Annotated in this window: 8 protein-coding genes; 2 read left to right on the top strand and 6 right to left on the bottom strand. The window is 70.9% G+C overall.

Annotated features, from left to right (window positions below; all coding sequences use genetic code 11):
• Positions 1-45 precede the first annotated feature (45 nt).
• Complete coding sequence (locus tag ACZ3ZE_RS32165) at positions 46-1038, top strand: SMP-30/gluconolactonase/LRE family protein (RefSeq protein ID WP_467261622.1); 993 nt, start codon at positions 46-48, stop codon at positions 1036-1038.
• A 47-nt stretch (positions 1039-1085) separates the two neighbouring features.
• Here ACZ3ZE_RS32165 and ACZ3ZE_RS32160 read toward each other — a convergent pair whose 3' ends face one another.
• The 6 genes from ACZ3ZE_RS32160 to ACZ3ZE_RS32135 all read right to left on the bottom strand — a co-directional run bounded on the left by ACZ3ZE_RS32160 (position 1086) and on the right by ACZ3ZE_RS32135 (position 8631).
• Entirely contained in the window at positions 1086-2198 is a 1113-nt protein-coding gene (locus ACZ3ZE_RS32160; RefSeq protein ID WP_467261620.1) for a PAC2 family protein, read from the bottom strand.
• Positions 2199-2341: 143 nt separating this feature from the next.
• Positions 2342-3403 (bottom strand): LLM class flavin-dependent oxidoreductase, encoded by a 1062-nt coding sequence (locus ACZ3ZE_RS32155; protein ID WP_363292131.1) that lies wholly within the window; start codon positions 3401-3403, stop codon positions 2342-2344.
• Positions 3404-3584: 181 nt separating this feature from the next.
• On the bottom strand, positions 3585-5189 hold the full coding sequence (locus ACZ3ZE_RS32150; RefSeq protein WP_361169808.1) for a glycerol-3-phosphate dehydrogenase/oxidase: 1605 nt from the start codon (positions 5187-5189) through the stop codon (positions 3585-3587).
• Between the two features lie 16 nt (positions 5190-5205).
• Positions 5206-6756, bottom strand: coding sequence for a glycerol kinase GlpK (gene glpK, locus ACZ3ZE_RS32145; protein WP_361169805.1), 1551 nt, complete (start codon positions 6754-6756; stop codon positions 5206-5208).
• A gap of 35 nt (positions 6757-6791) precedes the next feature.
• A complete protein-coding gene (locus ACZ3ZE_RS32140) occupies positions 6792-7577 on the bottom strand; it encodes an MIP/aquaporin family protein (RefSeq protein WP_361169802.1) in 786 nt (261 codons plus the stop codon).
• Between the two features lie 289 nt (positions 7578-7866).
• The gene (locus ACZ3ZE_RS32135; protein WP_361169799.1) at positions 7867-8631 is read right to left on the bottom strand and encodes an IclR family transcriptional regulator; all 765 of its coding nucleotides are present in this window, start codon (positions 8629-8631) and stop codon (positions 7867-7869) included.
• A 242-nt stretch (positions 8632-8873) separates the two neighbouring features.
• Between ACZ3ZE_RS32135 and metH the strand changes: the two genes are divergently transcribed.
• The gene (gene metH, locus ACZ3ZE_RS32130) at positions 8874-12380 is read left to right on the top strand and encodes a methionine synthase (RefSeq protein WP_467261618.1); all 3507 of its coding nucleotides are present in this window, start codon (positions 8874-8876) and stop codon (positions 12378-12380) included.
• The last annotated feature ends 48 nt before the right edge of the window (positions 12381-12428 follow it).

Genomic DNA, 12428 nt, shown 5'->3' with positions numbered 1-12428 from the left:
ATGGGGTGGGAGCGTCTGCCGAACACCGGTACGAAAGGACGCTCCATGCCCCACTCCAGGCAACGTTCCTTCGCACAACGTTCCTTCGCACGAAGAAGTCTCCTGGGAGCCGCCGCGGCCACCGGCGCGGCGGCTCTCCTCGGCCCGCTCGGCGGGACCGCGCACGCGGCCGGCGCCCCGGGACGGTGGCCCACCGCCCTGCCGCTGCCCGCCGGTTTCCAGCCCGAGGGCATCGCGATCGGACACAGCCCGTTCGCCTACTTCGGCTCCCTCGCCAACGGCGACGTCTACCGGGCCAGCCTCGCCACCGGCCGCGGCCGGCTGCTCTCGACCGGGCCGGGCGCCGGCAGCCCGACCGTCGGACTCAAGATCGACCCCACCGAACGGCGCCTCTTCCTCGCCGGCGGCTGGGGCCGCGCCATCCGGGTCGTGGACGCCCGCTCGGGCGCCCCGCTGCGCTCCTACACCGGACTCGGCGCCGAGAACACCATGGTCAACGACCTCGTCCTCACCCCCGGCGCCGCCTGGTTCACCGACTCCTACCAGCCGCAGCTCTACCGGCTCGCCCTCGACCGCTCCGGCGACCCCGTCGGCCCGCCGGTGACCGTGCCCCTCGGCGGCGACTGGGTCCAGGGCCCGGACTTCACCGCCAACGGCATCGAGCGCACCCCCGACGGCCGCGCCCTCCTCGTCGTGAACACGATCGCCGACGGCGGCACCCTGATGCGGGTCGAGCCCGCCACCGGCCGCGCGAGCGCCGTCGACCTCGGCGGACTGAGGATCCCCAACGGCGACGGGCTCCTCCTCGTGGGCCGGACCCTGTACGTCGTCCAGCAGGCGACCAACGAGGTGAACGTGGTCCGCCTCAACGCGGGCGGCACCCGGGGCACGCCCGTCGCCCGGATCACCGACCCGCGGTTCCGCATCCCGACCACCGCGGCGGCCTGGGGCGACCGGATCTACCTGCCCAACGCGCGCTTCGACGTGGACCCGACACCGACCACGGAGTACGACGCGGTCGCCGTCGACCAGGTCTAGAGACGCCTGCGGGAGGGGCGGCCACGCCACCCCTCCCGCAGGACCGCTCAGTCCTCGGCGCCTTCAGTGCCCTCGGGGCCCTGGGTGCCTTCGGTGTCCTCGGGGCCTTGGGCGCCCTTGCCGTCGGTCTCGTCGCGGCTCTCGTCGCTCTCGCCGCCGTCGCCGCTCCCGCCGCTGTCGGCCGGCGGCTCCGGCTCGGTGCCCGGCACCGCCTCCGGGCCCGGCTGCTGCGGCTTCGGCGGCCGGGTCCGGTCGCTGGAGCCGTCGCGCAGGTACGGGGCGTCGCCGCCCTCCGTCGCGAGCGGGCCCGGACCGGAACCCGGCTCCCGGCGCCGCAGATAGCGCTCGAACTCGCGGGCGATGGCCTCGCCGGAGGCCTCCGGAAGTTCGGCCGTGTCCCGCGCCTCCTCCAGGGTCTGGACGTACTCGGCGACCTCGCTGTCCTCGGCGGCCAACTGGTCCACGCCCACCTGCCAGGCCCGCGCGTCCTCGGGCAGCTCGCCCAGCGGGATGCGCAGGCCGATCAGGTCCTCCAGACGGTTCAGGAGAGCGAGCGTCGCCTTCGGGTTCGGCGGCTGCGACACGTAGTGCGGCACCGCCGCCCACAGGCTCACCGCCGGCACCCCGGCGTGCGTGCACGCCTCCTGGAGGATGCCCACGATGCCCGTCGGGCCCTCGTACCGGGTCTCCTCCAGGTCCATCGTCCGCGCCAGATCGGGGTCGGAGGTCACTCCGCTGACCGGCACCGGACGGGTGTGCGGGGTGTCGCCCAGCAGCGCGCCCAGGATCACCACCATCTCCACGCCCAGCTCGTGGGCGAAGCCCAGCAGCTCGTTGCAGAACGAACGCCAGCGCATCGACGGCTCGATCCCGCGCACCAGGACCAGGTCCCGGGGCTTGTCGCCGCCGATCCGCACCACGGAGAGCCGGGTCGTGGGCCAGGTGATCTTCCGGACACCGCCATCCAGCCACACCGTGGGGCGGTTGACCTGGAAGTCGTAGTAGTCCTCGGCGTCGAGCGCCGCGAACACCTCGCCCTTCCACTCCCGGTCCAGATGGGCGACCGCAGCGGAGGCGGCGTCACCGGCGTCGTTCCACCCCTCGAACGCGGCCACCATGACCGGGTCGATCAGCTCGGGAACCCCCTCGAGCTCGATCACCCAGCGCCTCCTTCGTCGAAGTTCCTGTCGTACGGACCAACCTTACGGCTTTCCGGAGGCCCGCCCGCAGCCCTCGGACCCGCCCGAAAGCCGTCCCGGCCTTGATCGACTACCCAGGAACTCCCGTCGGCACGCGTGGCGGCTCACTCCTCCCAGAGCGTGCTCGGGGCCTCCCTCCGCAGCACCGGGGCGATCTCCTCCGCGAACCGCTCCAGGGTCTCGATCTGCTCGCCCGTGGACTGCCCGAACGCGTCGACCGTGACCGACTGCAGGTCGTGGCGGTACACCTCGTGGTAGCCGAGGATCTTGTCGATGATCTGCTGCGGGGAGCCGATCAGCTGCGGCCCGCCCGCGATGGCCTCCTCGATGGTGCGGAAGGGCGTGTTGTAGCCCGTCTTCCCCTCCAGGTGCGGCCGGAAGTTCTGCCGCGTCCGCGCCTCGTAGAGCTCCTTGTAGCGGGTGACGGCCTGTTCGTGGCTGTCGGCGATGAGCAGGCCGCCGGAGCCCGCCGCCACCCGCGCGTCCTTCGGGTCGTGGCCGTACTCCTCGAACTTCTCGCGGTAGTGGGCGATCAGCTTCGCGTACGCCTCGCGCGGCTGGATGGCGTTGGCGGTGAACAGCGGATCGCCGTGCTTCGCCGCGAGCTCGGGGGAGTTGAGGCTGGTCGCCGAGCCGTGCCAGATCCGCGGCGCACCGGCGTACGGCCGGGGGACGGTGGTGACGTTCTTCAGCGGGGCACGGAACTCGCCCTCCCAGTCCACGCCCTCCTCCGTCCACAGCCGGCGCAGCAGCTCGTACTTCTCCCGTTGGAGGTCCCACTGCCGCTCCTCGTCCAGGCCGAAGAGGTCGAAGTGGCCGGCCTCCGCGCCCTTGCCGACGACGAGTTCGATCCGGCCCCGGGAGAGCAGGTCGAGCGTGGCGTAGTCCTCGGCGACCCGCACCGGGTCGAGGATCGCGACGACGGTGACGCCGGTAAGGAGCCGGATCCGGGAGGTACGGGCGGCCAGCGCGCCGAGCAGCACGGAGGGGCTGGAGGACAGGAAGGGGCCGGCGTGCCGTTCGCCGATCGCGTACGCGTCGAAGCCGAGCCGCTCGGCGGCCTCGCCGACCGTCAGGACCTGCTCCAAGCGGGAGGCGGCGGGGTCGAGTTCACCGGTGAGGGGGTGCGGGGCATGCCCGATGAGAGAGAGCACCTGAAACTTCATGGTTCAACTCTGCGCGCCCAGTGTTGCGGTGGTATGGCGGCGGTATGGCGGACGCAGGGGCAGGTGTAAGGGGCGGTCTCCCGGGAGACCGCCCCTTACACCTGCCCCTTGGGGTGTCCGATGTCGACGCCCGTTATCGACGTCCGTTACGACATGCGTTGCGACATCCGTTCGGCGGGGGCTACTTGCCCAGCATGTCCTCGACCTTGCCGCGGATCTCGTCCGTGGCCAGGCCGCGGATGGTCAGCGTGGTGCGGCGGCGCAGCACGTCGTCGGCGGTCTCCGCCCACTCGTGGTCGCGGGCGTAGGCGACCTGGGCCCAGATCTCCGGCGCGTCCGGGTGGATGCGCTCGGCCAGCTCGGGGTTCTCGTTCGCCATGCGGGCGATGTCGAAGGAGAGCGAGCCGTAGTGGGTCGCCAGGTGCTTGGCGGTGTCGGCGGACATGCGCGGGCCGGGGGCCGGGCCGTCCACGAGCAGCCGGTGGGCGACCGCGTTCGGGTTGGCTATGCCGGGCAGCGGGAGCCGCTTCGGCAGCGTCGACACCGGCTCGTAGGAGTCGCCGAGCGGGTGGCCCGGGAGGGCCTCCAGCTTCTTCATGATGGTGCGGCCGATGTGGCGGAAGGTGGTCCACTTGCCGCCGGCCACCGACAGCATGCCGCCGCGGCCCTCGGTGACGACCGTCTCGCGCTTGGCCTTGGAGGTGTCGCCGGGACCGCCCGGCAGCACCCGCAGGCCGGCGAAGGCGTAGGTGATCAGCGAGCGGTCGAGCTGCTGGTCGCGGATGGAGAAGGCGGCCTCGTCCAGGATCTGGGCGATGTCCTTGTCGTTGACCGCGACCTCGCCCGGGTCGCCCTCGTACTCCTCGTCGGTGGTGCCGAGCAGGAGCATGTCCTCCCAGGGGAGGGCGAAGGTGATCCGGTACTTGTCGATCGGGGTGGCGAGCGCGGCCTTCCACGGGGAGGTGCGCTTGAGGACGAGGTGCGCGCCCTTGGAGAGGCGGATGGAGGGGGCCGCGTTGGGGTCCTCCATCGTGCGCAGGCGGTCCACCCACGGGCCGGTGGCGTTGAGCACCAGGCGGGCGCTGACGCCGAACTCCTCGCCGTCGAGCCGGTCCTTCAGCTCGGCGCCGGTGACCCGGCCCCGGGTGAAGCGCAGTCCGGTGACCTCGGCGTGGTTGAGGACGACCGCGCCGGCGTCGACCGCGGCGCGGACCGTCATCAGGGCCATGCGGGAGTCGTTCATCTGGTCGTCGCCGTAGACGGCGACGGCCTTGAGGTTGTCCGTGCGCAGCTCCGGCACGTCCTGGGCGGCCTTGGCGGGGCTCAGCAGGTGCCCGACGCCGTCTCCGAAGGCGGACAGGGCGCTGTAGGCGAAGACGCCGGCGCCCAGCTTGGCCGCGCCGTGCGGGCCGCCCTTGTAGACGGGCAGGTAGAAGGTGAGCGGGTTGGCGAGGTGGGGGGCCACCTGGCGGGAGACCGCCCGCCGCTCGAAGTGGTTCTCCGCGACCAGCTTCACCGCGCCGGTCTGCAGGTAGCGCAGGCCGCCGTGGAGCAGCTTGGAGGAGGCGGAGGAGGTGGCGCCGGCGAAGTCGCCGGCGTCCACCAGGGCCACCCGCAGCCCGGACTGCGCGGCGTGCCAGGCGGTGGAGATGCCCAGGATGCCGCCGCCGATCACCAGGAGGTCGTACGTCGCCTTGGACAGCTGCTCTCTGGTCTCGGCGCGGGTCGGAAGGGAACCGGCGGCCGGGTGCATCCCCAGGGAGGGGAGGCTCTGCAGGGTGGTCATCGCGAATTACTCCTCGTCAGTTCTCTTCTGCTTCGAGCCAGCCCATGGAGCGCTCGACGGCCTTGAGCCAGTTCTTGTACTCGCTGTCACGCTTGTCGGCGTCCATACGAGGGGTCCACTCGGCGGCCCGGCGCCAGTTGGCGCGCAGCGCGTCGGTGTCGGGCCAGAAGCCGACGGCCAGGCCGGCGGCGTAGGCGGCGCCGAGGCAGGTGGTCTCGGCGACCATCGGGCGCACGACGGGGGCGTCCAGGAAGTCGGAGAGGGTCTGCATCAGCAGGTTGTTGGAGGTCATGCCGCCGTCGACCTTGAGCGCGGCCAGCTCGACGCCGGAGTCCTTGGTCATGGCGTCGGTGATCTCGCGGGTCTGCCAGGCGGTGGCCTCCAGGACGGCGCGGGCGATGTGCGCCTTGGTGACGTACCGGGTGAGGCCGGCGATCACACCGCGGGCGTCGGAGCGCCAGTACGGGGCGAAGAGACCGGAGAAGGCGGGCACGAAGTAGGCGCCGCCGTTGTCCTCGACGGAGGAGGCCAGCGTCTCGATCTCCGCGGCGGACTTGATGAGGCCCATCTGGTCGCGCATCCACTGCACCAGGGAGCCGGTGACGGCGATCGAGCCCTCCAGGGCGTAGACCGGCTTGGCGTCGCCGATCTGGTAGCCGACGGTGGTCAGCAGGCCGCTGTAGGAGTTGATGATCTTGTCGCCGGTGTTCATCAGCATGAACGTGCCGGTGCCGTACGTGGACTTGGCCTCGCCCTCGGCGAAGCAGGTCTGGCCGAACAGGGCGGCCTGCTGGTCGCCGAGCGCGGAGGCGACCGCGACTCCGTCGAGGACACCGCCCTTGACCGTGCCGTACACCTCGGCGGAGGAGCGGATCTCCGGGAGCACGGCGGCGGGGATGTCGATGGAGGCGAGGATGCGCTCGTCCCAGGCCATCTCGTGCAGGTTCATCAGGAGGGTGCGCGAGGCGTTGGTGACGTCGGTGACGTGCACGCCGCCCTCGACACCGCCGGTCAGGTTCCAGATGACCCAGGAGTCCATGGTGCCGAAGAGGATCTCGCCGCGCTCGGCGCGCTCGCGCAGCCCCTCGACGTTGTCGAGCAGCCAGCGGACCTTGGGGCCGGAGAAGTACGAGGCGAGGGGCAGGCCGGTCTCGCGGCGGAAGCGGTCCTGGCCGACGTTGCGGCCGAGCTCCTTGCACAGGGCGTCGGTGCGGGTGTCCTGCCAGACGAGCGCGTTGTGCACGGGCTCGCCGGTGGTCTTGTCCCACATCAGCGTGGTCTCGCGCTGGTTGGTGATGCCGATCGCCTTGACGTCGGCGGAGGTGATGCCCGCCTTGGCGATGGCCCCGGCGACGACCTCCTGGACGTTGGCCCAGATCTCGGTGGCGTCGTGCTCGACCCAGCCCGGCTTCGGGAAGATCTGCTCGTGCTCCTTCTGGTCGACGGAGACGATCCGGCCGTCCTTGTCGAAGACGATGCAGCGCGAGGACGTGGTGCCCTGGTCGATCGCGGCGATGAACGGGCCGTGCCCGTGGGAGGAGGTGCCGGAGGTGTGGGCGTCGGTCACGGTGTACTCCAAGGGAGGTCTGGAAGAAGGACGGCTCAGGCGAACGCGATGTTGTAGATACCCGCGGCGATGGCTCCACCGATCAGCGGACCGGCGACGGGAATCCAGGCGTAGCTCCAGTCGGAGCCGCCCTTGTTCGGGAGCGGGAGCAGGGCGTGCACGATGCGCGGGCCGAGGTCACGGGCCGGGTTGATCGCGTAGCCGGTCGGGCCGCCGAGCGAGAGGCCGATGGAGACGACGACGAAGGCGGTGATCAGGGCGCCGATGACGCCGAGGCCCTTGCCGCTGTCGTTGAGGCCCTGGGTGAGCACGGCGAGGACCAGTACGACGGTGCCGATGATCTCGGTGGCCAGGTTCTGCCAGGTGTTGCGGATCTCGGGGCCGGTGGAGAAGACGCCGAGCACCGGGCCGGCGTCCGGGGCGGCCTTCTGGTCGACCATCCCCTCCTCGTGCGGCGTGGAGATGAGCTCCGGGTCGGTGAGGTGGGCCCGGAACTGGCCGTAGTAGGCCACCCAGACGAGCGTCGCGCCGATCATCGCGCCCAGCAGCTGGCCGGCGATGTAGACCGGCACGTTGCTCCAGTCCCCGTCCTTGATCGCGATACCGACCGTCACGGCGGGGTTCAGATGGGCCCCGGAAAGGGAAGCGGTCATGTACACGGCCGTCATGACGGCGAAGCCCCACCCGAAGGTGATCGCGAGCCAGCCCGCGCCGCGGGCCTTGGAGCTCTTGAGCGTGACGGCGGCGCAGACACCGCCGCCGAGCAGAATGAGTACGGCGGTACCGATGGTCTCGCCGATGAAGATGTCGGAGCTGGACACCCGCGACTCCTTTGTCCTTCGTCCAGGGGAAGGCGAACCCCGGGTCCCTCCGGAGGTCCGCACCCTCGTGTGAGGGCGTTGCCGGCCCTTGGCACTGTCACACCCTAGCGCGTATTGCCGGTAGCTGTTCGACAATGCCGACCGATGAACGGAAGTTTTGCGCCACGGTTAACAGCGCGTCAAGGGTTGCGGGCGCGAAAAACCCGCCGATAACGCGATCGTTACCGACGGGTTCAGTCGTGTTCGTACGGTGTGTTCGTGCGTGTCGTGTTCGTACTGGGGCCCCGGCTCAGAAGCGGCCCGCCCCGAGGTCCCGGGAGACCGCCCGCGCGCAGTCCCGTACCGCCGCGACCAGTTCGGAGCGCAACTCGCCCTCGGCGCACACCCGCTCCACGGCGCCCGTGATGGCCACCGCGCCCACCGGCATCCGCCGCCGGTCGTGGATGGGCGCCGCCACCGAGGCCACGCCCTCCCAGGTCTCCTCCACGTCCGCCGCCCAGCCGCGCGCCCGGGTCAGGTCGAGCAGCGACTCGAAGTCCTCCAGGCCGGTGACCGTACGGGGCGTGAACGGCTCCCGGGCGACCTCCACCGCCTCGCTGTGCGCCACCGGGTCGTACGCCGACAGCACCTTGCCCAGGGCCGTGGAGTGCAGCGGCTGCATGGCCCCCACCTCCAGGACCTGGCGGCTGTCGTCGGGCCGGAAGACGTGGTGGACGATCAGCACGCCCTGCTGGTGCAGCACGCCCAGGTGGACGCTCTCGCCGCTGGAGCGGGCCAGGTCGTCCGTCCAGACCAGGGCCCGCGCGCGCAGCTCGTGCACGTCCAGATAGCTGTTGCCGAGCCGCAGCAGCTCGGCGCCCAGCTGGTAGCGGCCGGAGGCCGGGTCCTGCTCCACGAAGCCCTCGGCCTGGAGGGTGCGCAGGATGCCGTGCGCCGTCCCCTTGGCCAGCCCGAGGGAGGTGGAGATGTCGGACAGGCCGAGCCGGCGCTCGCCGCCCGCGAGCAGTCGCAGCATCGCCGCCGCCCGTTCAAGCGACTGGATGTTCTTCGCCATCGCCCGGCCCTTCTCCTCACATGCTGTTCGACAATGCTGAACACTATCGGTCGATGTCGACCTCGTGTCACATGAACAGTGTCGTGCACGGACGGGCCGGACCGGGAGTCCCCGGACACAGGATGCAGTCCACCTTGTGAAACCCGATGTCCACCCCGGCGTCCGCGCGGTTAGTCTGGGCCCGTGCGCTCTCCACCGGGAGTGCAAAGCCGACAGCCGTCGCATCCCAGGGAGCTTCATCCATGGCCTCGTCCCTTTCCGCCGCGACCGCCACCGAGCGGGCCGCCGCCCTCCGCGAGGCCTTCGCCTCCCGGGTCGTCGTCTCCGACGGTGCGATGGGCACCATGCTCCAGGCCCAGGACCCCTCCCTCGAGGACTTCCAGCAGCTCGAGGGCTGTAACGAGATCCTGAACGTCTCCCGCCCGGACATCGTCCGCTCGGTCCACGACGCCTATCTCGAGGTCGGCACCGACTGCGTCGGCACCAACACCTTCAACTGCAACTTCTCCGCGCTCGGCGAGTACGACATCGCCCAACGCATCGAGGAGCTCTCCGAGGCCGGTGCCCGGATCGCCCGCGAGGCGGCCGACGCGTACACCGCGAGCACCGGACAGCAGCGCTGGGTCCTCGGCTCCATGGGCCCCGGCACCAAGCTGCCCACGCTCGGCCACGTGGACTACGCGACCATCCGCGACGCCTACCAGCAGAACGCCGAGGGCCTCCTCGCGGGCGGCGCCGACGCCCTGCTCGTCGAGACCACCCAGGACCTCCTGCAGACCAAGGCCGCGATCGTCGCCGCCCACCGCGCGATGGACGTCGCCGGCTACACGGTCCCGCTGATCACCTCGGTCACCGTCGAGACCACCGGCACCATGCTGCTCGGCTCGGAGATCGGCGCCGCGCTCACCGCGCTGGAGCCGCTCGGCATCGACATGATCGGCATGAACTGCGCCACCGGCCCCGCCGAGATGAGCGAGCACCTGCGCTACCTCGCCCGGCACTCCGGCATCGCCCTCTCCTGCATGCCCAACGCCGGTCTGCCCGTCCTGACCAAGGACGGCGCCTACTACCCGCTCTCGGCCGAGGAGCTGGCCGACGCCCACGAGACCTTCGTCGGCGAGTACGGCCTCAGCCTGGTCGGCGGCTGCTGCGGCACCACCCCCGAGCACCTGCGCCAGGTCGTCGAGCGGGTCCGCGGCCTCACCCCGCCGGTCCGCCGGCCGCAGCCCGAGCCGGGCGCCGCCTCGCTGTACCAGACCGTCCCGTTCCGCCAGGACACCGCGTACATGGCGATCGGCGAGCGCACCAACGCCAACGGCTCCAAGAAGTTCCGCGAGGCCATGCTGGAGGCCCGCTGGGACGACTGCGTGGAGATGGCCCGCGACCAGATCCGCGAGGGCGCGCACATGCTCGACCTCTGCGTGGACTACGTGGGCCGCGACGGCGTCGCCGACATGGCGGAGCTGGCCGGCCGCTTCGCCACGGCCTCCACCCTGCCGATCGTCCTGGACTCCACCGAGGTCGAGGTCCTCCGGGCCGGCCTGGAGAAGCTGGGCGGCCGTGCCGTCATCAACTCGGTCAACTACGAGGACGGCGACGGGCCCGAGTCCCGCTTCGCCAAGGTCACCCGGCTGGCCCAGGAGCACGGTGCCGCGCTGATCGCCCTCACCATCGACGAGGAGGGCCAGGCCCGCACCGTCGAGCACAAGGTCGCCATCGCCGAGCGCCTGATCGACGACCTCACCGGCAACTGGGGCATCCTCGAGTCCGACATCCTCATCGACACCCTGACCTTCACCATCTGCACCGGTCAGGAGGAGTCCCGCAAGGACGGCATCGCCACCATCGAGGCGATCCGCGAGCTGAAGCGGCGCCACCCGGACGTCCAGACCACGCTCGGCCTCTCCAACATCTCCTTCGGTCTCAACCCGGCCGCCCGCATCCTGCTGAACTCGGTCTTCCTCGACGAGTGCGTCAAGGCCGGCCTGGACTCGGCCATCGTCCACGCGTCGAAGATCCTGCCGATCGCCCGCTTCGACGAGGAGCAGGTCACCACCGCGCTCGACCTGATCTACGACCGGCGCGCCGAGGGCTACGACCCGCTGCAGAAGCTGATGGCGCTGTTCGAGGGTGCCACCACCAAGTCGCTGAAGGCCGGCAAGGCCGAGGAGCTGCTGGCGCTGCCGCTGGAGGAGCGGCTGAAGCGCCGGATCATCGACGGCGAGAAGAACGGCCTGGAGGCCGACCTCGACGCGGCGCTCGCGGAGCGCCCCGCCCTGGAGATCGTCAACGACGTCCTCCTGGACGGCATGAAGACGGTCGGCGAGCTGTTCGGCTCGGGTCAGATGCAGCTGCCGTTCGTGCTCCAGTCCGCCGAGGTCATGAAGATCGCGGTGGCGTATCTCGAACCCCACATGGAGAAGACGGACGCCGACGGCAAGGGCACGATCGTCCTCGCCACCGTCCGCGGCGACGTCCACGACATCGGCAAGAACCTCGTCGACATCATCCTCTCCAACAACGGCTACAACGTCGTCAACATCGGCATCAAGCAGCCGGTCTCCGCCATCCTGGAAGCCGCCGAAGAACACCGCGCCGACGTCATCGGCATGTCCGGTCTCCTGGTCAAGTCCACCGTGATCATGAAGGAGAACCTGCAGGAGCTGAACCAGCGCGAGCTGGCGGCCAAGTACCCGGTGATCCTCGGCGGAGCCGCCCTCACCCGGGCGTACGTCGAGCAGGACCTGCACGAGGTCTACCAGGGCGAGGTCCGCTACGCCCGCGACGCCTTCGAGGGCCTGCGCCTGATGGACGCCCTCATCGCGGTCAAGCGCGGTGTGCCCGGCGCGACCCTGCCCGAGCTCAAGCAGCGCCGGGTCGCCAAGGGCGCCGCCACCCTCCAGGTCGACGAGCCGGAGCCGGGCGGCCGCTCGGACGTCGCCACCGACAATCCGGTGCCGGCCCCGCCGTTCTGGGGCACCCGGGTCGTCAAGGGCATCCAGCTCAAGGAGTACGCGAGCTGGCTCGACGAGGGCGCGCTCTTCAAGGGCCAGTGGGGCCTCAAGCAGAACCGGGCCGGTGACGGCCCGTCGTACGAGGAGCTGGTGGAGAGCGAGGGCCGTCCGCGGCTGCGCGGCTGGCTGGACCGTCTGCACACGGAGAACCTGCTGGAGGCGGCCGTCGTGCACGGCTACTTCCCCTGCGTCTCCAAGGGCGAGGACCTGATCATCCTCGACGACGCCGGCAACGAGCGCACCCGCTTCACCTTCCCGCGCCAGCGGCGCGGCCGGCGCCTGTGCCTCGCGGACTACTTCCGCCCGGAGGAGTCCGGCGAGACCGATGTCGTCGGCCTCCAGGTCGTCACCGTCGGCTCGAAGATCGGCGAGGCCACGGCCAAGCTGTTCGCGTCCGACTCCTACCGCGACTACCTGGAGCTGCACGGCCTCTCCGTGCAGCTGGCCGAAGCCCTGGCCGAGTACTGGCACGCCCGGGTGCGTGCCGAGCTCGGCTTCGCCGGCGAGGACCCGGCGGCCGTCGAGGACATGTTCGCCCTCAAGTACCGCGGCGCGCGCTTCTCGCTGGGCTACGGCGCCTGCCCGGACCTGGAGGACCGCGCGAAGATCGCCGAGCTCCTGGAGCCGGAGCGGATCGGCGTGCACCTGTCCGAGGAGTTCCAGCTCCACCCGGAGCAGTCCACGGACGCGATCGTCATCCACCACCCGGAGGCGACGTACTTCAACGCTCGGTAACCGGTACGCGGGTAAATCCCTGCGCCGTGTGTGAGTGAGACGTACACT

Source organism: Streptomyces sp. NPDC023157 (assembly GCF_055560575.1).
Note: the sequence above shows the minus strand (reverse complement) of the source record. Positions and strands in the feature narration are given on the sequence as shown.